This is a genomic window from Streptomyces sp. NPDC054866 (assembly GCF_053610745.1).
This window is the reverse complement of record NZ_JBSGZA010000009.1, coordinates 122395-144140: the sequence shown is the minus strand read 5'-3', so window position 1 is coordinate 144140 and position 21746 is coordinate 122395. Positions and strand designations below refer to the sequence as shown.

Genomic DNA, 21746 nt, shown 5'->3' with positions numbered 1-21746 from the left:
GAGCCCGATGAGCCAGGCGGCGCAGAACCTGAACTGGTTGATCACCAACTTCGTGGACAACACCCCTGGGGTGTCCCACACGGTGGTGGTCTCCGCCGACGGACTCCTTCTGGCGATGTCCGAAGGCTTCCCCCGCGACCGGGCCGACCAGCTGGCGGCCGTCGCATCCGGTCTGACCTCCCTCACCGCCGGGGCCTCCCGGATCTTCGAGGGCGGTTCCGTGACCCAGACCGTTGTGGAGATGGAGCGAGGATTTCTCTTCCTCATGTCCATCTCCGACGGTTCCTCGCTGGCTGTCCTCGCCCACCCCGATGCGGACATCGGTCTCATTGGGTACGAGATGGCACTTCTTGTCGACCGTGCGGGGACCGTGCTCACGCCCGACCTGCGTGCGGAGCTGCAGGGGAGCCTTCTCAACTAGTAGACGTACGGTGCGTTTTCGCGTCCCGTGGCCGTAAGGTTTCGGGACGCGGCTCCAGAATGATGGTGCCCGGCACAGTCGGAGGAGGAGTACGTGGCAGGCTCAGGAACACCCCCGGACGGTTCGTCATCGGCCAACTGGTCGCCTGGTCACGGCCAGGGGCAGGGACCGCACGACGGGGCGCCCAACCGTTACAACTTCCCCTCCGCGCCCAGCCAGCACCGCAGGCCCTACCAGCAGCCGCAGCAGCCGGGCCCCCGCCAGAGCCCGTACGAGCAGCCTCACACCCCCAGGATCCAGCCAGTGCAACCACAGCGACGCGCCCCGGAACCGGCGCCCGCCGGTGCTGCGAGCAACCCCCTGGTGCGCCCGTACGCCATGACGGGCGGCCGCACCAGGCCCCGCTACCAGCTCGCCATCGAGGCGCTGGTGCACACCACCGCCCAACCGCACCAGTTGCAGGGCCAGTTGCCCGAGCATCAGCGCATCTGCAACTTGTGCCGTGAAATCAAGTCAGTGGCCGAGATCTCGGCACTGCTCACCATTCCTCTCGGCGTCGCCCGGATCCTCGTAGCCGACCTGGCGGAGGCCGGACTTGTCGCCATCCATCAGCCGGGCGGCGACGAGTCCGCCGGCGGCCAGCCAGACGTGACACTGCTCGAAAGGGTGCTCAGTGGACTTCGCAAGCTCTAGCGGCGGAGCAACAGCCCGCTCCACCACTTCCGCGAAAATCGTGGTGGCGGGCGGCTTCGGCGTGGGCAAGACCACGTTCGTCGGGGCGGTCTCTGAGATCAACCCGCTGCGCACCGAGGCCGTCATGACGTCCGCGTCGGCGGGCATCGACGACCTCACCCACACCGGGGACAAGACGACGACGACCGTCGCCATGGACTTCGGCCGCATCACCCTGGACCAGGACCTGATCCTGTACCTCTTCGGTACGCCGGGGCAGGACCGCTTCTGGTTCATGTGGGACGACTTGGTCCGCGGCGCGATCGGCGCGGTGGTCCTTGTCGACACCCGCCGCCTCGCCGACTGCTTCCCCGCGGTCGACTACTTCGAGAACTCGGGCCTGCCCTTCGTCATCGCCCTCAACGGCTTCGACGGCCACCAGCCGTACACGCCGGACGAGGTGCGCGAGGCGCTGCAGATCGGCCCGGACACCCCGATCATCACGACGGACGCCCGTCACCGTGCGGACGCGAAGAGCGCTCTGATCACGCTGGTGGAACACGCGCTGATGGCGCGGCTGCGTTAGCGGTCCTTACCTTCGCGCCGCTGGGCCTCGCACTCTCAGGTGGGTGCGGGGCCTGGCGTCTTTACCTCTGTACGTGGCTGGGCCTCGCATCCTCGGGGGGGCGCGGGGCCGGGCGCCTTTACCTGTGCGTGGATGGGCCTCGCATCCTCAGGGGGGTGCGGGGCCCGACGCCTTTGCCAGTACGTGGATGGGCCTCGCACCCTCAGGGGTGCGGGGTCCGACGTCTTTACGTGTACGTGGATGGGCCTCGCATCCTCAGGGGGTGCGGGGTCCGACGTCTTTACCTGTACGAGGATGGGCCTCGCACCCTCAGGGGGTGCGGGGTCCATCGTCTTTGCCTGCGGGCGCGTACGGGGTTGGCCGCCGCTGCGCGGCGGATCTCTCCCGCCCACCCGCCCGATTGCCCGGCATCCGCCCCTGAGCGAACAGGCCTTTCCCACCCTCCCACCCGATTGCCCTGCGGGGTGAACGGGCGGGTGGGCGGGGAGGCCCGTTCGCCCAGGGGCGGATGCGGGGTGAACGGGCGGGCGGGAGGGAAGGCCCGTTCGGCCAGAACCGGATGCGGGGTGAACGGGCGGGCGGGAGGGAAGGCCCGTTCGGTCAGGGGCGGATGCGGGGTGAACGGGTGGGAGGTTCGTACCGGCAGGGGCCGATGCGGGGTGCCGTGAAGCCGTGGTGGGGGGATGCCGCAGGGCCCCGCGCCAGAAGTTGGTGCGGGGCCCTGTTGGGTGCCGTGGGGCGGAGGGGCTAGCCCTGCCAGCTGTGGGGGGCTCGGAAGCCCGGGGTGCGCTCCAGGCGGCGCCAGCCGGCCTTGTCGCGGCCTCGGCGGGGCGTGGGGGCCTGCGCGGTGGCGGCGGCGCTACGGGCCAGCAGGATCGCCGTGATGGCGGCGACCTCTTCGGGCTCGGCGTGGCCCTTCTCGACGCGGATGTCGGGAGTGTTCATGTGCAGCGTTCTCCTTGTGGGCTACTGCAGGAATTACTGCGGGGGATTGCCGTGCTTGCGCGACGGCAGATCTGCGTGCTTGTTGCGGAGCATCGCGAGGGAGCTGATGAGCACCTCGCGGGTGCCGGCGGGGTCGATGACGTCGTCGACCAGGCCTCGCTCCGCGGCGTAGTAGGGATGCATCAGCTCGGCCTTGTACTCCTTGACCATCTTCTGCCGCATGGCCTCGGGATCCTCGGCCGCCGCGATCTGCCGGCGGAAGATGACGTTGGCGGCGCCCTCGGCGCCCATCACCGCGATCTCGTTCGTCGGCCAGGCATAGGTCAGGTCGGCGCCGATGGACTGGCTGTCCATGACGATGTACGCGCCGCCGTACGCCTTGCGCAGGATCAGCGAGATCCGGGGCACGGTGGCGTTGCAGTACGCGTACAGGAGCTTCGCGCCGTGCCGGATGATCCCGCCGTGCTCCTGGTCCACGCCCGGCAGGAAGCCGGGCACGTCGAGGAGCGTGATGATCGGGATGTTGAAGGCGTCGCACATCTGGACGAAGCGGGCCGCCTTCTCGGAGGCCTCGATGTCCAGGACCCCGGCCAGGGACTGCGGCTGGTTGGCGACGATGCCGACGACCTTGCCGTCCAGGCGGGCCAGGGCGCAGATGATGTTGCGCGCCCAGCGCTCGTGGACCTCCAGGAAGTCGCCGTCGTCGACGAGCTCCTCGATCACCTTGGCCATGTCGTACGGACGGTTGCCGTCCGCCGGAACCAGGTCGAGCAGGACGTCCGAACGGCGGTCCGCCGGGTCGTCCGAGTCGTGGGTCGGGGGGTTTTCGCGGTTGTTCGAGGGCAGCATCGAGATGAGGTAGCGGACTTCGGCGAGGCAGGTCTCCTCGTCGTCGTACGCGAAGTGGCAGACACCGCTCGTCTCGGCGTGTACGTCCGCGCCGCCCAGGCCGTTCTGGGAGATCTCCTCGCCGGTCACCGCACGCACCACGTCCGGGCCGGTGATGAACATCTGGCTGGTCTCGCGGACCATGAAGACGAAGTCCGTCAGGGCGGGCGAGTATGCGGCGCCGCCCGCGCACGGGCCCAGCATCACCGAGATCTGCGGGATGACACCGGAAGCCTTGGTGTTGCGCTGGAAGATGCCGCCGTATCCGGCGAGCGCGGAGACGCCCTCCTGGATACGGGCGCCCGCGCCGTCGTTCAGGGAGACCAGCGGGGCACCGGCCGCGATGGCCATGTCCATGATCTTGTGGATCTTCGTGGCGTGGGCCTCGCCAAGGGCGCCGCCGAAGATGCGGAAGTCGTGGGCGTACACAAAGACCGTACGGCCCTCCACCGTGCCCCAGCCGGTGATCACACCATCCGTGTACGGCTTCTTCGCCTCCAGGCCGAAACCGGTCGCCCGGTGCCGGCGCAACTGCTCGACCTCCTGGAACGACCCCGCGTCCAAAAGCAGCTCGATCCGCTCACGCGCGGTCAGCTTGCCCTTCGCGTGCTGGGCCTTCGTCGCCTTCTCACTGGGGCCGCGCAGCGCCTCGGCACGGATCGCGTGCAGCTCGGCCACGCGCCCACGCGCATCGGTGGGCTCGCCGTCGGGAGAAGAAGCGGTGTCGTCCAAAACGGTCATGTAGTGACCTTACGAAGCGGGCCCATAGAAACGGACCGTCGACTCTGAACAGTCTCCGGCCCGTTTTCCTGGCACCCCCGAACAGAAGGTGGCTCCAGTGCGCCCGAAGTGACTGTTCAGAGGGGCGCCGCGCTGTAGGACTTCCACAAAGATTCGCGTGAGAGACACCTCACACCGCCCAGGTGTCGGCTGTGATGCCGACTGTGGCGCCAACCGAGGGGCGACATCGGGGCGTGATCGCTTCGGCACTCTTCGCTATAGGTTGAATGTTGAACTGAATCGCGTTAGAGTCGTTCTCGTTGAACATTCAACAGATACATCCCCCGTAGCTCGCAGCTCGGCTTCCCGCTCGCAGCTCGTCCCCAAGGAGCAGTCATGGGTCTCTTCGGCCGCAAGAACGAAACCGCCACTTCCGCCGCCCCCGCCACGGCGTCCGCCCCGGTCAACCCGGATCTGGCCGCCCTGACCGGCGAGTACGCGATCGACCCCTCGCACACGTCGATCGGCTTCGTCGCCCGCCACGCCATGGTCACGAACGTCAAGGGTTCCTTCACCGACGTCGCCGGCACGCTGCACCTGGACGGCAAGGACCCGTCCGGCTCGACGGCTTCCATCGACGTGAAGATGGAGAGCATCGACACCGGCAGCGCCGACCGTGACGGTCACCTGCGGAGCGCGGACTTCTTCAAGATCGACGAGTTCCCGGAGATGACGTTCCGCTCCACCAAGGCGGAGGCCCTGGGCGGCGACGACTACCGCATCACCGGTGACCTGACGATCCTCGGCACCACCAAGCCGCTGGCTATCGACCTTGAGTTCAACGGCTCGGCCACGGATCCCTTCGGGAACGAGCGGGTCGGCTTCGAGGGCAAGGCGGAGATTCTCCGCTCGGAGTGGGGCCTCACGTGGAACGCGGCGCTGGAGACGGGTGGGGTGCTTGTCTCCGACAAGATCAAGCTGAGCTTCGACATTTCCGCGATTCGTTCTGGCTCCTGAGCCTTGGGCGGGCTTCTGTGCCGCCGCTTCGCGGCGGATGCTTTCCCACCCACCCGATTGCCCCGTAGTGCCAAGGGGCGGGTGGGTGGGTCGCTTGTCCAGTACCTCTCCGGGCCCTCTGCTCCTCCTATAGCGTTCGGCCGTGCCTGAGTTCATACAGCAACTGCCCGCCCTGATAGGCGTGATCGTCGGTGCGCTCGGTTCGTATCTGGCCATCACCCGTGGCGACCGGGCCCGCTTCCAGCGGGAGCAGGCCGCCCGTTGGGAGGAGCGGCGCCTCGCCGTCTACGGCGACTACGCCCGCGTGGTGAAGCAGACGGTCACGCTCACCTACCGCGTCGCGGCCCACCTCGGCAACGACCCGCACCCGCATCCCCTGTCCCCCGAAGAAGCGGCGCCCCATCTGGCGGAGGCCGCCATCGCGCGGGATCCGGCCGGTGAGGCGCTGTTGATGCTCGGCACGCCGGACGTGGTGGACAAGGCGCGGGTCTGGGTCCTCACCGTCATCGAGATGGAGCGCTTCCTGCGCGAGGACATCCGTGACCCCAACGCCTGGTCCGCCCTCCTGGAGCGTCAGCGCACGTCCCGCGAGGGCTACTACCAGGCGGTGCGGCGCGACTTGGCGCTCCCGCCGGGGCATTCGGGGAGCTGGCCCGTCTCCCCTCCGCAGGGCGTTTGAGTCATTTGAGTCACCCCTTGCCTTAGAGCGCGGTCCAGCTTCTAGCGTCACGCGCATGACCACACGGCAAGAGCTTCAGCACAAAATCGGCAGCGGGTACGGGGCGCTGAGCACGGCGGACGACGTGCTCGACGGCATCGATCTCTCGGGCAGGACGGCGCTGGTCACCGGCGGCTACTCGGGCCTCGGCCTGGAGATCACCCGGGCACTCACCCGGGCGGGCGCGTATGTCATCGTCCCGGCGCGCAGGCCCCGTATCGCCGAGGAGGCGTTGCGGGGCACGGACCACGTGGACGTACAGGCGCTCGACCTGGCCGACCAGGACAGCGTCAGGCACTTCGCCGACCGCTTCCTCGCCACCCGCCGCACCCTCGACATCCTCATCAACAACGCGGGCGTGATGGCCTGCCCCGAGACCCGCGTCGGCCCGGACGGGACGTGGGAGTCCCACTTCGCGATCAATCACCTGGGGCACTTCGCTCTGGCCAACCGCCTCTACCCGGCGTTGATTCGGGGCGAGGCCGCACGCGTCGTATCCGTTGCCTCCTCCGGTCACTTCCTCTCCGGCATCCGCTGGGCGGACCCGCACTTCCGCGAGGGCTACGACCGCTGGCTCGCCTACGCCCAGTCCAAGACGGCGAACGCGCTCTTCGCCCTGCACCTCGACTCCCTGAGCGCGGCAGGCGCCGGCCCGCGTGCCTTCTCCGTCCACCCCGGCAGCATCCTCACGCCCCTCCAACGCCACATCCCCCGCGAGGAACAGGTCGCGCAGGGGTGGGTGACCCCCGACGGCACACCCGCGCAGGGTTTCAAGTCCCCGGCGCAGGGCGCGGCCACGGCGGTCTGGGCGGCGACGTCACCGCTGCTCGACGACCATGGCGGCGCGTACTGCCAGGACTGCGATGTCGCGGAGCCCGCCCTGACGGAGGACATGCTGATCGGTGGCGTCAAGCCATGGGCGACGGACCCCGAGGCAGCGGCCCGCCTCTGGCAACTCTCCGCGGACATCACGGGGTTGGGCGACCTGGCATCATGACGGCATGACCCCGAGCCGCCACGAGTGGATCACCATCGCCGCGTACGAGAACACGTCCGGCGCCCCGCGTCCGCTTGCCGCCCTCCGCGCTTGACTGCGTGAGCGGGGCATCGACTGGATGCCGTTCGCACCGCACGAGGTGTACTGGGACCACATGTGCGGCCCGGGCCCCGACGGCCACTGGCACGGCTCGTTCGTGCTCCATGTCCGGGCGGACGCACTCCGCCCGCTGGGCCTGCACCCGAGCCAGCCCACATCCAGGGCGGTCGGCCCTTCACCCCCGGCTTGGTGGCATGCGGCGGCGGAACGGCGCCGCTAGGGCCGCGCGGAGCCGGTGTGCGCCAGGATCGCCTCCGCCAGCGGGCCTTGCACCGCCGGGGGCAGTGCGTGCCCCATGCCCGCGATCTCCACCACCTGCGCGGCACCGCCGCCGATGGCCTGGGCCAAGTGGTGCGGATGCGGGGGCGGGAACACCGGCTCGGCCGGGCCGGAGATGACGAGCGTGGGGACCTTCGTGCCGGCCAGTTCGTCGGTGCGGAGCATGTGGGAGTCGTCGGCTCGGGCGTGGGCCGTCGAGGCGACGTGGGTGCCGGTGTGGGTGATGATCCGGCGCTCCATCTCACGGAAGTACGCGTCGTTCACGTCGAGTTGACGGCCGTTCAGGACGCGCCAGTGCTCCACCCGCCGGTCCAGTTCGGCCTCCTGGCCCTTGTCCTCCACCGGTCGGGACCACATCTCCAGGACTTCCGGGGCGATGCCGGGGAGTTCACCGACGGGGACTTCGGTTCCGTCCGGGGCCACGTATGCGGTCTCGCTGAGCGCGCATGTGCCGATCAGCGTGGCGCTGAGGACGCGCTCGGGGTGGTCGGCCAGGACAAGCTGGGTGAGCATGCCGCCGAGGGACATGCCCACCAGATGGGCGCGCTCGATCCCCAGACCGTCCAGGACCGCCACGGCGTCCCGCGCCAAGTCGGTTATCGGGTAGGGGCGTTGATCAAAGGTGGAGGTGGAGCGTCCCGTGTCCCGGTGGTCGTAGCGGATCACCTGGTGCCGGGCCGCGAGCGCGTCGACCAAGGCGTCAGGCCAGCCGAGACCGGAGGCCTGGGCGCCCATGACAAGGAGCAGCGCGGGGGCTTCGGGCGCGCCACGCCGCTCCGTCCACAGGCGGACGCCGGGGGCGGCTTCGACGTACTGCTGTTGCGGCATGGGGTGGCCTTCCGTAGCAACGTGACATACAAAGACGAGACGTATCGTCTCGTATGCAGCTCACGAAGTCAACCCGTCCACCGCGGACAGCGGCCTAGAACCCTCCGCCCCGCCTAGAACCCACCCCCGAAGTCCCCACCCCCGCCAAAGTCCCCGCCGCCCCCGAAGCCCCCGCCCCCGTAGTCCCCGGGGTCGAAGTCCGAGCCCGAGTAGTCGCCGCCGTCGTACCCCGCGCCCGCGCCGCTCCCGAAGTCCCCGTAACCCGCCCCGTAGTCAGCCGCGTACGCCGGGCTCGCCATCATTCCGCCCAGCATCGTGCCCACAAGGAGGGCCGGCAGCATGCCGCCGCCGAAGTAGCCGCCCGCCCAGGGGCCGTAGGCCGGGCCCGCCTCCCAGTACGGGCGCCGCTCCCCCGACTCCGTGACCACCGTCCGCGACATGGGCTCCTCGCCGTCCGCGAGGCGCGTCGCGTCCGCCAGGCACACCGGGACCGACCGCCCGGCCCCGCCCGGCGGGGCCCACTGGGCATCCTTCACCGACGGGCCGTGCCGCGGGTCGAAGAAGCAGGGAGCGCGCCGCTCCGGCAGCGGGCGGCCCTCCCGGCGCGCGGCGAGCAGGGCGAGCGAGAAGCGGCCGTCCTCCAGGGACTGCGTCACGGCCCGTACCTGCTCAGGCCGCTCCGCCGCCGCCATGAACGACTTCGCCTTCTCGTACGAGTCGAGGGCCCGTTCGTAGTCCGCGCGCATCATGTCGTCCGCTCCCGCCTCCCCGGGGTGGAAGTCGAGACGGTCCAACTCCTCGCCGTACGCCGTAATGTCCTCGTCCACCACGACCCGCAGCTTCTCCAGCGCGACCCGCTGCTCCTCGGCCTTGCGCCGCCGGTTCCGCCGGACCACCGCGTACGTGGCCCCGCCGCCCGCGACGAGCACCGCACCGACACCGATCAGCGCGCCCACGGGGGTGCCGTCGTCGGAACCGGCGTCCCAGGACGCGGGCGCCGAGCCGCGGGCGTCCTTCACCGCCTGGTCGACGAAGTCGTTGAGCTGGGCCTTGGTGTTGTTCACGTCCCCATAGGTCGCGACGAGGTTCGAGACGGCCGCGTTGCTCAGGACCTGCTTGTCCGCCTTCGCGTCGAACGCGTCGCCGAGCCTGATCCCGTACACACCCGTCACGCCGGTCTCGGTGCGCAGCTTCTGGAAGAGGTCCTGCTGGGGGAAGTCGGCGGGCAGCACCGCCACGAACACGGGCTTGTCGGCGTCCGTGATCTTCTCCGCGATGGCATCCGCGTCGGCCCCGGACAGCTGGTCCGAGGCGGCCGGATCCACGTACACCGGGCTCTTCTCCCAGGCGTCGGCCACGGCCGGAACACTGGTGGCGGCCGCGGCCCCGGGCGCCGCCGTGAACGACACGGCACCCAGGGACAGGAGCATCCCGGACAGCGCGACAATGAACCGCTTCGTCCCATTGCTCATACTTCGAAGCTAACTCAGTCGGGCCCCCGACGGAGGTCCGCGAGCGGGTCCGTTTGCGGCGACTACTCCACGGGCTCGACGCCCGCCCGCAGCAGACCGAAGGTGTACGCGTCCTCCAGCGCCTGCCACGACGCCGCGATCACGTTCTCCGCCACCCCCACCGTCGACCACTCACCGTCACCGTCACTGGTGGAGATCAGTACACGGGTCGTGGACGACGTGCCGTGCTTGCCCTCAAGGATGCGGACCTTGTAGTCGACGAGCTCCATCTTGGCGAGCTGCGGGTAGATCCGCTCCAGGCCGACGCGGAGCGACCGGTCGAGCGCGTTGACCGGGCCGTTGCCCTCCGCCGTGGCGACGATGCGCTCGCCCTTGGCCCACAGCTTCACGGTCGCTTCGTTCGCGTGCGTGCCGTCGGGGCGGTCCTCGACGATGGCCCGCCAGGACTCGACGCGGAAGTAGCGGCGGGCCCTCCCCTCGGCCTCCTCGCGAAGGAGCAGTTCGAAGGACGCGTCAGCCGCCTCGTACGTGTATCCGTTGAGCTCGCGCTCCTTGACCCGCTCGACCACGCGGCCGACCAGCTCACGGTCGTCGCCGAGGTCGACGCCGAGCTCCTTGCCCTTGAGCTCGATGGAGGCGCGTCCGGCCATGTCCGAGACCAGCATCCGGATGCGGTTGCCCACCAGATCCGGGTCGATGTGCTGGTAGAGATCCGGGTCGACCTTGATCGCGGAGGCGTGCAGGCCCGCCTTGTGCGCGAAGGCCGATACGCCCACGTACGGCTGGTGCGTGGAGGGGGTGAGGTTCACGACCTCGGCGATGGCGTGCGAGACGCGGGTCATCTCGCGCAGCGAGCCCTCGGGCAGGACCTGCTTGCCGTACTTGAGCTCCAGGGCGCCGACCACGGGGAAGAGGTTGGCGTTGCCGACGCGCTCGCCGTAGCCGTTGGCCGTGCACTGGACGTGGGTCGCGCCCGCGTCGACGGCGGCGAGGGTGTTGGCGACCGCGCAGCCCGTGTCGTCCTGCGCGTGGATGCCGAGCCGGGCTCCGGTGTCGGCGATCACGGTGCCGACGATGGCCTTGACCTGGGCGGGGAGCATGCCGCCGTTGGTGTCGCACAGGACGACGACGTCGGCGCCCGCCTCGGAGGCGGTGCGGACGACGGATTTCGCGTACTCGGGATTGGCGCGGTAGCCGTCGAAGAAGTGCTCGCAGTCGACGAAGACGCGCCGCCCCTGGGCGGTGAGATAGGCGACGGTGTCGCGCACCATCTCCAGGTTCTCCTCCAGGGTCGTGCGCAGGGCGAGCTCGACGTGCCGGTCATGGGCCTTGGCGACGAGCGTGATGACCGGGGCGCCGGACTCAAGCAGGGCGTTGACCTGCGGGTCCGTGGCCGCCGAGCCACCGGCGCGGCGGGTGGCGCCGAAGGCGACGAGCTGGGCGTGCCGGAAGGTGATCTCTTGCTGCGCGCGGGCGAAGAACTCGGTGTCGCGGGGGTTGGCGCCCGGCCAGCCGCCCTCGATGAAGCCCACGCCGAAGTCGTCCAGGTGCCGGGCGATGGTCAGCTTGTCCGCGACGGTCAGGTTGATTCCCTCGCGCTGCGCGCCGTCGCGCAGCGTGGTGTCAAAGACGTGGAACGCATCGTCGGGTGTGCTGGTTTCCGTCATGCTGATCTGGCTCCTGTGTCGGATCTCGGTCTACCGGAATGACCGGCTCCACCGCCTCAATGATCCCTCGCGCTCCGCGTCCGGCTGATGTTGGGCCAGGAAACGAAAAAACCCCTCGTGGGTACGAGAGGTTTGCGCGCGGGTCGAGAGACGACGGTGTCCGCCCGTACATGGTGGTACGAGACGGTCACTGCGGACCGGCGCGCCTGCTGCCAATAATCATGGCGAACGAGAGCACGGTGGCAGCCTGCCACAGCCCGCACACGCCGCGCTGCCCCGTCTCACGATGCGGGCGTACGTGGACGTCCTAGGACACCTCGCCATGGGACACCTCGCCGCGGGCGGCGCGTGGGACGCGCCGCCCGCGGGCCGTGCGACCGCGTCAGCGCAGGTGGCGTACGAACGTGTCGTCGCCGTCATTGGTGTCGCCGCTCAGGAGCGACGCGTCGCCGGAGAGGAAGGCGATCCTCCGGCCGTCCGCCGAGAGGCCACCGGGGGCGACCTGGGCCGATGCCGCGCCGCCCGTGGTGTCCGGCGTGACGAGCGTGGTGCCGCCCTTCTTCAGGTCCCGCAGGTAGACGGGCCACTCCTTGCCGTACTCGGCACCGGCCTCGGTGAGCTCCGACATGTACGTCAGGTAGCGCCCGTCGGCGCTGATCGCGGGCGCGCGGGTGTAGGCCTCGCCGGGGCCGCCCTGGGTGCCGTGGATGCGCTGGTTCCTGCCGGACGCGAGGTCGTGCACGAAGACGTTCCAGGCGGCGTCGTCGTCGTTCGGGACGAGGTGCGTGTCGCGGGACTCGAAGACCACGGTGCGGCCGTCGCCGCTGATGGACGCGTCCAGGGACTCCTTCTCGGTCTTGGAGCCGTCGTGGGAACGGTCGACCTGCGTCACCTTCCCCGTCTTGCGGTCGCGGACCCACAGGTCGCTCCAGTCGTCGCCGCGCGGGCCGTTGACGAAGGAGTTCGCGTACGCGACGCGGCGGCCGTCGTCGCTGACGGTCGGCGAGTGGGCGTCGCGCTCCCCGTCACCGCCGGTGTACGGGTGGCTGACCTTCTCGGTGGTGCCGGTCTTGCGGTCGCGCAGGAAGACCGCCGTGCCGTCGAACTGCGGGCCGTCCGTGCTGAAGACGGCGTAGCGGGCGTTCGCGCTCAGGGAGACGCTGCCCGCGCTGTCCCCGGGGTAGCCGTCGGGCAGCTCGACGTCGAGGCGCTCGAACTTCTTGGTCCTGCGGTCGTAGAGCCGGACGTCGGCGACCGAGTAGGCGTCCGCGGGGCTGGTGATCATCGCGACGTATCGCCCGTCGGCGCTGAGCGAGGCCTTCCTGAGGTCCCGCCCTTCGAGGGCGATCCGCTCGGTCTTTCCGGTGCGCAGATCGCGTACGAAGATGTCGCTCCGCCCGTTGGTGTCGCCCGCGACCAGATCGGTGGCCTCGGAGTCGAAGGCGGCGAACCGGCCGTCCCTGCTGATCACGGCCCCCGCGGAACGGTCGTTGGCGGCCTTGCCGTCGGCCGTGACGCTGACGCCCTCGGTGCGGGGCGCGTCGGCGCCGGGCGCGGCGAAGGCGGCAGGCAGCGTCGTGGCGGTGACCGCGGCGACGAGTGCGGCGGCGGCCAGGGCGGCGCGGCGCTTGGTGCTGTGCATGGTCAAATCCCCCGTGATTGCTCGGTGTTCGGTGCGGGCGCTGCGCTCGGTGCGCGCAGACGCGTAAGGCCCACGGGGATACAACCGCACCGCCAGGAAACGCACAATCCGCCGAAACGCGTACAACCTAGACGGGGGTCGACGGGTCCTCGGAGTCGGACGTGAGCGCTCCGTCCAGGAACTCCCGTACGTGCGCGAGGATCTGGTCACGCCCCGTGCCGCGCAGGCCGATCGCCACGTGGATGGAGAATCCGTCGAGCAGCGCCCGCAGCCGGGACGCGAACCGGTCGGGGTCCATGGCCCTGAACTCGCCCCGCGACACGCCTTCGGCGAGCAGCGCCACCAGGTCGCGGTGCCAGGCGCTCTCGATGGCGGCCTGACGGTCGCGCCCGTCCTCGTCGGCGTTCAGGGAGCGGTTCCAGACCTCCAGCCAGAGCGTCCAGTGGGGGTCGCCGGGGGCATCGGGGACGTACAGGTCGACGTACGCGTCGAGCCGCTCGCGGGCCGTGCCCTGCCGGGCAAGCAGCCGGCCGCGCTCGGCGCCGAGCGCGGACTCGCTCCACTCCAGGGTGCGCAGGAGCAGCTCGTCCTTGGTGCGGAAGTAGTAGAGGAGGTGGCCGCTGCTCATGCCGACCTCACGGCCGAGCGCGGCCATGGTCAGCTTCTCCAGGCCGCGCTCGGCGATCATCTCCATGGCGGCGGCGAGGACGTCCTCGCGCGGTGGTGCGTTCTTGCGCGCACGGGCTGTCCCGGCCATGGGGTACTCCTAGATCACACCTTCGGCTGCTGCTGGGTGATGCAGTGGATGCCACCACCCCCGGCAAAGATCGTACGGGCGTCGACGAGCGTCACGGTCCGCTCCGGGAAGAGACGGCGGAAGATGCCCGCCGCGATCTCGTCGCGCGGGTCGTCGAAGGCGCACAGGACGACGCCGCCATTGCAGAGGTAGTGGTTGATGTAGGAGTAGTCGACCCAGCCCTCGTCGTCGGTGAGGACGGTCGGCGCGGGCACCTCGACGATCTGCAGGGCGCGGCCCCGGGCGTCGGTCTGCCCGCGCAGGACCCCGATGATCTCCTTGCTGACCTCGAAGTCCGGGTGGGCGGGGTCCTGCTGCGAGTGGACGAGGACGATGCCGGGCGCGGCGAAGGCAGCGACGATGTCGACGTGCCCCCGGGTGCCGAACTGGCCGTAGTCCCCGGTCAGGCCCTTCGGCAGCCAGATCGCCTTCTTCGTGCCGATGCGGGCGTGGATCGCCTCCTCGGCCTGCTCCCGGGTGAGGCCCGGATTGCGTCCGGGGTCGAGCTGGACCGTGTCGGTCAGCAGGACCGTGCCCTCGCCGTCGACGTGGATGCCGCCGCCTTCGTTGACCAGGGGCGAGGAGTGGACGGGTACGCCTGCCAGGTCGGCGACGTGGCGGGCGATCTTCGCGTCGTGCTCCCAGCGGGCCCAGTCCTGGCCGCCCCAGCCGTTGAAGATCCAGTCCACGGCGGCCAGTTGGTCTCCGTCGCGTACGAAGGTGGGGCCGATGTCCCGCATCCACGCGTCGTCGAGATCGCGCTCGACGAGCTCGATGTCCGGGCCGAGGAGCGCGCGGGCCGACTCGCTCTGGCCCGTTCCGACGACCATCGTGACGGGTTCGAAGCGGCGTACGGCACGGGCGACGCCCGCCCAGGCGGCCCGGCCCTCGGCGAGTTCGCTCTCGTCCCGGAAGGTCGGGTTGGGGCCCGGCCAGGCCATCCAGGTGCGCTCGTGCGGGGCCCACTCGGCGGGCATGTGGAAGGTCATGGTGATCCCTATGGAAGGACTTCAAGGAGGACTGACGGAGGGAACTACAGGAAGTGACGCAGGGAGCTAAAGGAAGTAGAGGCGGTTGAGCGAGACCGAGTCGGCGGGCTCCGACCGGACCGGGTCGCCGTCGAGCGTGACGAGGCCGGAGCGCTGGTCGACGTCGATGGAGCCGGTGCGGGAGTTGAGCCGCAGGTCGGCGGGGCCGATGCCACGGGTGCCCCGGACGGCGACACGGCGCCGCCGTGTCGGCATCTTGTCGTTGCCCTGGTCGACGGCCGCCTGCGCGACGAAGGCCACGGAGATGTCGGCGGGCGTCGCGCCGTACGAGCCGAACTGCGGGCCGAGGACGAGGGGTTCGCACGTGTCGGTCGCGGCGTTCGGGTCGCCCACCACTCCGTAGGCGGGGAAGCCGGACTTCAGGACCAACTGCGGCTTGGCGCCGAAGTATTCGGGCTGCCAGAGCACGATGTCGGCCATCTTGCCGACCTCGATGGAGCCGACCTCGTGGGCGAGGCCGTGGGCGATGGCGGGGTTGATGGTCAGCTTGGCCATGTAGCGCAGGACGCGCGCGTTGTCGTCATGCGGGCCGTCACCGTCCATGGGGCCGAAGTCGGCCTTCATCTTCCCGGCCATCGCGAAGGTCCTGCGTACCGTCTCGCCCGCGCGCCCCATGCCCTGCGCGTCGGACGAGGTGATGCCGATGGCGCCCAGGTCGTGCAGGACGTCCTCCGCGCCCATGGTCCCGGCGCGGATGCGGTCGCGTGCCATCGCCGCGTCGCCCGGCAGATCGGTCTTCAGGTCGTGGACCGAGACGATCATGCCGTAGTGCTCGGCGACGGCGTCACGCCCGAAGGGCAGCGTGGGGTTGGTGGAGGAGCCGATCACGTTCGGCACGCCCGCCATCTTCAGGACGTTCGGCACGTGCCCGCCGCCGCATCCCTCGATGTGGAAGGCGTGGATGGTCCGCCCTTCGAGCACCTTCAGGGTGTCCTCGACGGAGAGACATTCGTTCAACCCGTCGCTGTGCAGGGCGACTTGTACGTCCTGCTCCTCGGCGACCCGCAGCGCGGTGTCCAACGCCCGCGTATGCGCGCCCATGTCCTCGTGCACCTTGAAGCCCGAGGCCCCGCCCTCGGCGAGCGCCTCGATGAGTGGGGCGTCGTGCGAGGACGAACCCCGGCCCAGGAAGCCGATGTTGACCGGCCAGGCGTCGAAGGCGTTGAAGGCGTGCTTCAGCGCCCAGGGCGAGTTGACGCCGACGCCCCACACCGGCCCGAATTCCTGGCCGATGATCGTGGTGACGCCGGAGGCGAGCGACGCCTCCATGATGCGCGGCGAGAGCAGGTGGACGTGGGTGTCCACGGATCCGGCGGTGGCGATGAGCCCCTCGCCCGAGACGATGGACGTGCCGGTGCCGACGACGACGTCGACGCCGTCGAGGGTGTCGGGGTTACCGGCTCGCCCGATGGCGTGGATCCGCCCTTCCCTGATGCCGACGGACACCTTGCGGATGCCCTGCACGGCGTCGATCACCAGGACGTTGCTGATGACGACGTCGCAGGTCTCGCGGACGGCGGCGGCCTTCAGGTGCAGCCCGTCACGGGCGGTCTTGCCGAATCCGGCGAGGAATTCGTCGCCGTACCGCTGGGAGTCGGACTCGACGCGGACCGTAAGACCCGAATCACCGAGCCGCACGTGGTCGCCGGCTCGGGGGCCGTGCGTGGCGGCGTACTCGTGCGGGGTGAGGCGGCGCGGTTCGGCGGGGTGGCCTCCGGGGCGGCTCATCGCTCGACCTCCTGCTCAGTCGTTTCCGGTATGCCGAGGTAGCCGCAGGCCGCGGCGCGGCGCAGGGCCTCTTCGCGGGCGCCCGGCGCGTCCAGCGGCCCGTCGACGAGGCCGGCGAAGCCGATCGCGATCCGCTCGCCGCCGATCGGCACAAGCCCGACCTCGGCGCTCTCGCCGGGCCCGAAGCGGACCGAGGACCCGGCGGGCACGGCCAGGCGCATGCCGTACGCGGCCACCCGGTCGAAGTCGAGCCGGGGGTTGGCCTCGAAGAGGTGGAAGTGCGAGGTGACGGAGACGGGCACGGTGGCGGTGTTGCGCACCGTGAGCTTCACGGCCGGCGCGGGCTCCTCGTGCTCGGGGCCGGGGAGCAGCGCTCCCGGAGCCTCGCTCCCGAGCCCCTCCCCGATCGGCTGCGAGACCACCGCGAGCCGGGACCCGTCGTCGAAGACGGCCTCCACATGCACCTCGGTCACCACGTCCGCGACGCCCGGCAGGACGTCGTCGGGCCCGAGGACCGAGCGCGCGCGCTCGATCGCATCGGCGAGCCTGGCGCCGTCGCGGGCCGCCTCGCACACCGTGTCCGCGATCAGCGCGGTCGCTTCGGGGACGTTGAGTCTGAGGCCGCGCGCCTTGCGGGCCCTGGCGAGCTCGGCCGCCCCGAAGAGCAGCAGCCGGTCGCGTTCCGTGGGAGTAAGCCGCACGCCACCACACCTCCATCGTTTGAACACCACTCTAACCACGAGATTGATCCGACGGAAACATTGACGTACGACCATGCCTCAGGTCACATTGAGCGGCACTCAAACAGTCGGACGGCGGCCTGTGTGCGCAGGCGGCCACGATCGAGCGTCAGGGGCACCCTCATGCCGATAGAACAGCGCGGAGTCGACACCATCCCGGACGGGGAACGCACCAGCGGCCCCCGCGATCTCATCTCGATCCTGCTCGGCTCCAACCTCTGCCTCGGGGTGATCGTCTTCGGCTGGCTGCCGGTGTCGTTCGGCCTCGGCTGGTGGGCGTCGGTCACGTCCGTGGTGGCGGGCACGGTGATCGGTACGGCCCTCACGGCCCCCCTCGCCCTGGTCTCGCTCCGCACGGGCACCAACCTCTCGACGTCCTCCGGCGCCCAGTTCGGCGTGCGGGGCCGCCTGGTCGGCTCGATCGTCGGCCTCCTGCTCTCCCTCGGCTACACCGCGCTGACCATCTGGATCGGCGGCGACGTGATGGTGGGCGTCCTGCACCGCCTGACGGGACTCCCCTCCAGTGGCCTCTCGTACGGGATCGTGTACGCGCTGCTCGCCGCCGCCACGGTGACGGGCGCGGTCTACGGCTACCGGGTGCTTCTGCGCCTCTCGCGCGTGCTCGCGATCGGCATGACGGCACTCCTCATCCTCGGGGCGGTGGCCTACGCCCCCGACTTCACGACGTCGGCGCTCCCCGATGCGGGCGGCTACCTCCTCGGCTCGTTCTGGCCGACGTGGCTGCTCGCGCTTGTGGCAGCGGGCCTGAGCGGCCCGATCGCGTTCATCACGCTCCTGGGCGACTACACGCGCTACATCTCCCCCACCCGGCACAGCTCGCGCACGGTACTGCGCGCGTCATGGATCGGCCTGCTGGCCGGCCTCCTCGTGCCCCAACTCTTCGGTACGTTCACGGCGTACGCGGCGGGGGCGGCGCTCGACTACGCGGGCCCGCTGGTTTCCGCCTCCCCCACCTGGTACTTGATCCCGCTCCTGCTCGCCGCCTCCGCGGGCTCGGTCGGCAACGCGGGCCTGATGCTGTACTCGATGGGCCTCGACCTGGACGCGATCGTGCCGCGCGCTTCGCGGGCGCGGGCGACGTACACCGTGGCGGTGGTGGCTACGGGGTGCGTGTTCGTGGGCCACTACGCGTGGGAGGCGCAGGACGCGATGACGTCCTTCGTCCTCCTCCTCACGGCGATCGGCACACCGTGGGCGGTGATCACCCTGATCGGCTTCGCGCGCTGCGGGGGCGTCTACGACGCGGAGGCGCTCCAGGTCTTCAACCGCCGTTCCAAGGGCGGGATCTACTGGTACCGGGCGGGCTGGAACGTCCCGGCGACGGTGAGCTGGAGCCTGGGCGCAGCGGTCGGTCTCGCGGCGGTCTCACTCCCCTCCTACGAGGGTCCGCTCCTGCCTCTCACAGGCGGGGTGGACTGCAGCTTCCTGCTGTCGGGGGTGGTGGGGGGCTTGGCGTACGTGGTCCTTGAGCGGGGGCGGGCTCCTGAGCCTGAGCCTGGGCCTGAGCCCGCGGCGGAGAGTGGCCCTGCGGTCGGCGTGGCCCCCTGATCAGCGCGCCCGCGGCCGCCCCCGACCGAACGGACCTCTCCCACCCGCCCGATTGCCCCGGGGTAATCGGGTGGGTGGGCGGGAGACATCCGCGCGACGCGCGGGAAAGGGGATCGCCCCCCACACGCGGAGGCGGCCCGCAGCGACCACCCAACAGCCGCACTCGGCAGCGCGCGCGAGGGGACGTGCCGGTATGTCTGCCCGGAGCACGGCTCCCGAAGACTCCGGCGCCGCAGCAACCCCACGGCCACCGGACGATAGCGAGGACGGACATACCGGCGCGGCCCCGCACCCACAGACGAACCGTTGCCGTACCCCGGACGCACCCGCAGTCGGCAGCGCGCCCCAAGGGGAACGGCGCAGGCCCGCACCCGCACGCCCCAGCGGGAGCGACCCCGCGCAACCCACGACAACCCGCAGCCGGCAGCGCAAAGGCCGGGCCCCGGGGGTGCCGCCCCCGGGGCCCGGCCCCACACCGCTGAGCCCTCAGCCGAGGTCGTGCATCCAGCCGTGCTGGTCCTCCGCCGTGCCCCGTTGCACGTCCAGCAGCGCCTCGCGCAACCTCATCGTCACCGGGCCCGGCTCGCCGCCGCTCTGGGTCCACTCGCCCGAGCGGCACTTGACCGTACCCACAGGGGTGATCACCGCCGCCGTGCCGCACGCGAAGACCTCCGTCAGCGTGCCCTCGGCCGTGTCCGCCTGCCACTGGTCGATCGACACCCGCGACTCCTCCGAGGAGTACCCGAGGTCACGGGCGACCGTGAGCAGCGAGTCCCTCGTGATCCCGGCGAGCAGGGAACCCGTCAACGTCGGCGTCACGATCTTGTCCCCGTACACGAAGTACAGGTTCATCCCGCCGAGCTCTTCCACCCACTTGTGCTCCACCGCGTCCAGGTACGCCACCTGGTCGCAGCCCATCGCCGCCGCCTCGGCCTGCGCCAGCAGCGACGCCGCGTAGTTGCCTCCGGTCTTCGCGTCGCCCACACCGCCGGGCACCGCGCGCACGCGGTCCTCCGACAGCCAGATCGAGACGGGCTTGACGCCACCGGGGAAGTACGCGCCCGCGGGCGAGGCGATGACGATGAAGAGGTACTCGTTGGCGGGCTTCACGCCCAGGCCGACCTCGCTCGCGATCATGAACGGGCGCAGGTACAGCGACTCCTCGCCACCATGCGCCGGCACCCACGCCTTGTCCTGCTTCACCAGCGCGTCGCACGCCTCGATGAACGTCTCGACCGGCAGCTCCGGCATCGCGAGCCGCCGCGCCGACCGCTGGAAGCGCTCCGCGTTGGCCTCGGGACGGAAGGATGCCACCGAGCCGTCGGGCTGGCGGTAGGCCTTCAGGCCCTCGAAGATCTCCTGCGCGTAGTGCAGGACGTTGGTCGCCGGGTCGAGGGAGAGCGGGCCGTACGGCACGAGCTGGCCGTCGTGCCAGCCGCGGCCCTCCGTCCACTTGATCGTCACCATGTGATCGGTGAAGTGGCGACCGAACCCGGGGTTGGCCAGGATCGCCTCGCGCTCCGCCTTGGACAGCGGGGAGGAGGTGGGCTTGAGCTCGATCGAGGGTGTCGGCGTCGTCGTCATGAGTACTAGTCCTTCACGGTGTGATGGTGACGGACCGCGCTCACGCCTGTACTTCTCGTACTAGGACGTCCGAGTAACCCTGCATTCCGCGGCCCCACGTTCGATTATCGCTCGCGTGGCGCCGAGGAAGAAACAGCGTGAATGCGGCCCAGGGGTCGATGGTGGCACCCGGAGCCGCATACGAGAAGCCGCCGGGTCGTGAACCAGACCCGGCGGCTTCTGTGTCGTAAGGACGAGCTACCGGGTCAGCCCGCTACTCGTACGGCGAGCGCGTCGCCGATCTGCTCGGTGCTGCGGACCGTGTCGCCGCGCTCCGCGAGGTCGGTGGAGACGGCGGCCTCGATGCGCCCCGCCTCGTCCTCGTAACCGAGGTGACGCAGGAGCAGCGCGACGGACAGGACGGTGGCCGACGGGTCGGCCTTGCCCTGGCCCGCGATGTCCGGCGCCGAACCGTGCACGGGCTCGAACATCGACGGGAACTCGCGGCTCGGGTTGATGTTGCCGGAGGCCGCGACGCCGATGCCGCCGGAGACGGCCGCGGCGAGGTCGGTGATGATGTCGCCGAAGAGGTTGTCGGTGACGATCACGTCGAAGCGGGCCGGGTCGGTGACGAGGTAGATCGTCGCGGCGTCGACGTGGATGTAGTCCGTGGTGACGTCCGGGAACTCCTTCGCCACCTCGTTGAAGACGTTCGTCCAGAGGTGACCGGCGTACGCGAGGACGTTGTTCTTGTGGACCAGCGTCAGCTTCTTGCGGGGGCGGGCCTGCGCGCGGGCGAAGGCGTCGCGGACCACACGCTCCACACCGAAGGCGGTGTTGACGGAGACCTCGGTCGCCACCTCGTGCGGGGTGCCGGTGCGGATCGAGCCGCCGTTGCCGGTGTACGGGCCCTCGGTTCCTTCGCGTACGACGATGAAGTCGATCTCGGGCTCGCCCTTGAGCGGGGTCGCCACGCCCGGGAGCAGCTTCGAGGGCCGCAGGTTGACGTGGTGGTCGAAGAGGAAGCGGAGCTTCAGCAGGAAGCCGCGCTCCAGGACGCCGGACGGGACCGAGGGGTCGCCGATCGCGCCGAGGAGGATCGCGTCGTACTGCTTGAGGGCATCGACGTCGGCGTCGGTGAGGGTCTCACCGGTCGCGTGGTAGCGCCTGGCGCCGAAGTCGAACTCCTTGGTCTCCAGCTTCACATCCTGCGGGAGGACGGCGTTGAGGACCTTGAGCCCCTGGGCCACGACTTCCTGGCCGATTCCATCACCGGGGATCACTGCGAGATTGATGCTGCGAGACATGCGAAGCACCCTACGCTCCGTCCCAGGGGATGACACACGCAGT

General features: G+C 70.2%; 19 protein-coding genes. 7 read left to right on the top strand and 12 right to left on the bottom strand.

The genetic code is table 11. The annotated features are described in order from the left end of the window. Positions 1–7: 7 nt before the first annotated feature. From ACWGI2_RS35395 to ACWGI2_RS35385, 3 genes are all read left to right on the top strand, one after another. Positions 8–421, top strand: a complete 414-nt coding sequence (locus ACWGI2_RS35395; RefSeq protein WP_135330751.1) for a roadblock/LC7 domain-containing protein — start codon at positions 8–10, stop codon at positions 419–421. Between the two features lie 93 nt (positions 422–514). Then, complete coding sequence (locus tag ACWGI2_RS35390) at positions 515–1114, top strand: DUF742 domain-containing protein (protein WP_160507408.1); 600 nt, start codon at positions 515–517, stop codon at positions 1112–1114. Beyond that, complete coding sequence (locus ACWGI2_RS35385; RefSeq protein ID WP_030361923.1) at positions 1095–1679, top strand: GTP-binding protein; 585 nt, start codon at positions 1095–1097, stop codon at positions 1677–1679. Before ACWGI2_RS35390 ends, ACWGI2_RS35385 begins: the two co-directional genes overlap by 20 nt. A 747-nt stretch (positions 1680–2426) precedes the next feature. Here the strand turns inward: ACWGI2_RS35385 and ACWGI2_RS35380 are convergent. Together ACWGI2_RS35380 and ACWGI2_RS35375 are read right to left on the bottom strand one after the other, a co-directional pair. Then, the gene (locus tag ACWGI2_RS35380) at positions 2427–2624 is read right to left on the bottom strand and encodes an acyl-CoA carboxylase subunit epsilon (protein WP_451216329.1); all 198 of its coding nucleotides are present in this window, start codon (positions 2622–2624) and stop codon (positions 2427–2429) included. 33 nt (positions 2625–2657) lie between these two features. After that, positions 2658–4253 (bottom strand): acyl-CoA carboxylase subunit beta, encoded by a 1596-nt coding sequence (locus ACWGI2_RS35375; RefSeq protein WP_453699949.1) that lies wholly within the window; start codon positions 4251–4253, stop codon positions 2658–2660. Between the two features lie 375 nt (positions 4254–4628). Between ACWGI2_RS35375 and ACWGI2_RS35370 the strand changes: the two genes are divergently transcribed. From ACWGI2_RS35370 to ACWGI2_RS35360, 3 genes are all read left to right on the top strand, one after another. After that, complete coding sequence (locus ACWGI2_RS35370; protein ID WP_453699948.1) at positions 4629–5249, top strand: YceI family protein; 621 nt, start codon at positions 4629–4631, stop codon at positions 5247–5249. Between the two features lie 142 nt (positions 5250–5391). Then, complete coding sequence (locus ACWGI2_RS35365; protein ID WP_453699946.1) at positions 5392–5928, top strand: hypothetical protein; 537 nt, start codon at positions 5392–5394, stop codon at positions 5926–5928. Positions 5929–5983: 55 nt separating this feature from the next. Continuing rightward, entirely contained in the window at positions 5984–6964 is a 981-nt protein-coding gene (locus ACWGI2_RS35360; RefSeq protein ID WP_453699944.1) for an SDR family NAD(P)-dependent oxidoreductase, read from the top strand. Between the two features lie 315 nt (positions 6965–7279). Here the strand turns inward: ACWGI2_RS35360 and ACWGI2_RS35355 are convergent, their stop codons facing one another. From ACWGI2_RS35355 to ureA, 8 genes are all read right to left on the bottom strand, one after another. Then, positions 7280–8170, bottom strand: coding sequence for an alpha/beta fold hydrolase (locus ACWGI2_RS35355; RefSeq protein WP_453699942.1), 891 nt, complete (start codon positions 8168–8170; stop codon positions 7280–7282). Between the two features lie 113 nt (positions 8171–8283). Then, the gene (locus tag ACWGI2_RS35350; RefSeq protein WP_453699941.1) at positions 8284–9642 is read right to left on the bottom strand and encodes a hypothetical protein; all 1359 of its coding nucleotides are present in this window, start codon (positions 9640–9642) and stop codon (positions 8284–8286) included. Between the two features lie 62 nt (positions 9643–9704). Next, positions 9705–11309: a citramalate synthase gene (cimA, locus tag ACWGI2_RS35345; RefSeq protein ID WP_453699939.1), complete on the bottom strand. Its 1605-nt coding sequence runs from the start codon at positions 11307–11309 to the stop codon at positions 9705–9707. 382 nt (positions 11310–11691) lie between these two features. Beyond that, complete coding sequence (locus ACWGI2_RS35340; RefSeq protein ID WP_453699937.1) at positions 11692–12951, bottom strand: TolB family protein; 1260 nt, start codon at positions 12949–12951, stop codon at positions 11692–11694. 127 nt (positions 12952–13078) lie between these two features. Further along, positions 13079–13708: a TetR/AcrR family transcriptional regulator gene (locus ACWGI2_RS35335; RefSeq protein WP_453400995.1), complete on the bottom strand. Its 630-nt coding sequence runs from the start codon at positions 13706–13708 to the stop codon at positions 13079–13081. Between the two features lie 14 nt (positions 13709–13722). Beyond that, complete coding sequence (locus ACWGI2_RS35330) at positions 13723–14736, bottom strand: agmatine deiminase family protein (RefSeq protein WP_453400996.1); 1014 nt, start codon at positions 14734–14736, stop codon at positions 13723–13725. Positions 14737–14802: 66 nt separating this feature from the next. Then, a complete protein-coding gene (locus ACWGI2_RS35325; RefSeq protein WP_453699936.1) occupies positions 14803–16524 on the bottom strand; it encodes an urease subunit alpha in 1722 nt (573 codons plus the stop codon). Continuing rightward, positions 16521–17225: an urease subunit gamma gene (ureA, locus tag ACWGI2_RS35320; RefSeq protein ID WP_453699934.1), complete on the bottom strand. Its 705-nt coding sequence runs from the start codon at positions 17223–17225 to the stop codon at positions 16521–16523. The genes ACWGI2_RS35325 and ureA overlap by 4 nt, the downstream gene beginning before the upstream one ends. Before the next feature lie 162 nt (positions 17226–17387). Here ureA and ACWGI2_RS35315 point away from each other — a divergent pair, with 162 nt between their 5' ends. Next, positions 17388–18833, top strand: coding sequence for a cytosine permease (locus ACWGI2_RS35315; RefSeq protein ID WP_453699932.1), 1446 nt, complete (start codon positions 17388–17390; stop codon positions 18831–18833). A 486-nt stretch (positions 18834–19319) separates the two neighbouring features. On the opposite strand, the gene ACWGI2_RS35310 is transcribed toward ACWGI2_RS35315, so the two are convergent. Continuing rightward, on the bottom strand, positions 19320–20417 hold the full coding sequence (locus ACWGI2_RS35310; protein ID WP_453699931.1) for a branched-chain amino acid aminotransferase: 1098 nt from the start codon (positions 20415–20417) through the stop codon (positions 19320–19322). 245 nt (positions 20418–20662) lie between these two features. Further along, complete coding sequence (locus tag ACWGI2_RS35305) at positions 20663–21703, bottom strand: 3-isopropylmalate dehydrogenase (protein WP_453398100.1); 1041 nt, start codon at positions 21701–21703, stop codon at positions 20663–20665. Between the last annotated feature and the right edge of the window lie 43 nt (positions 21704–21746).

Coding starts and splice junctions, on each gene's coding strand:
- ACWGI2_RS35355 (WP_453699942.1), bottom strand. CDS start 8,170: ATGCCGCAACAGCAGTACGTCGAAGCCGCCCCCGGCGTCCGCCTGTGG.
- ACWGI2_RS35340 (WP_453699937.1), bottom strand. CDS start 12,951: ATGCACAGCACCAAGCGCCGCGCCGCCCTGGCCGCCGCCGCACTCGTC.
- ACWGI2_RS35375 (WP_453699949.1), bottom strand. CDS start 4,253: ATGACCGTTTTGGACGACACCGCTTCTTCTCCCGACGGCGAGCCCACC.
- ACWGI2_RS35335 (WP_453400995.1), bottom strand. CDS start 13,708: ATGGCCGGGACAGCCCGTGCGCGCAAGAACGCACCACCGCGCGAGGAC.
- ACWGI2_RS35325 (WP_453699936.1), bottom strand. CDS start 16,524: ATGAGCCGCCCCGGAGGCCACCCCGCCGAACCGCGCCGCCTCACCCCG.
- ACWGI2_RS35360 (WP_453699944.1), top strand. CDS start 5,984: ATGACCACACGGCAAGAGCTTCAGCACAAAATCGGCAGCGGGTACGGG.
- ACWGI2_RS35350 (WP_453699941.1), bottom strand. CDS start 9,642: ATGAGCAATGGGACGAAGCGGTTCATTGTCGCGCTGTCCGGGATGCTC.
- ACWGI2_RS35370 (WP_453699948.1), top strand. CDS start 4,629: ATGGGTCTCTTCGGCCGCAAGAACGAAACCGCCACTTCCGCCGCCCCC.
- ACWGI2_RS35380 (WP_451216329.1), bottom strand. CDS start 2,624: ATGAACACTCCCGACATCCGCGTCGAGAAGGGCCACGCCGAGCCCGAA.
- ACWGI2_RS35330 (WP_453400996.1), bottom strand. CDS start 14,736: ATGACCTTCCACATGCCCGCCGAGTGGGCCCCGCACGAGCGCACCTGG.
- ACWGI2_RS35315 (WP_453699932.1), top strand. CDS start 17,388: ATGCCGATAGAACAGCGCGGAGTCGACACCATCCCGGACGGGGAACGC.
- cimA (WP_453699939.1), bottom strand. CDS start 11,309: ATGACGGAAACCAGCACACCCGACGATGCGTTCCACGTCTTTGACACC.
- ACWGI2_RS35305 (WP_453398100.1), bottom strand. CDS start 21,703: ATGTCTCGCAGCATCAATCTCGCAGTGATCCCCGGTGATGGAATCGGC.
- ACWGI2_RS35310 (WP_453699931.1), bottom strand. CDS start 20,417: ATGACGACGACGCCGACACCCTCGATCGAGCTCAAGCCCACCTCCTCC.
- ACWGI2_RS35395 (WP_135330751.1), top strand. CDS start 8: ATGAGCCAGGCGGCGCAGAACCTGAACTGGTTGATCACCAACTTCGTG.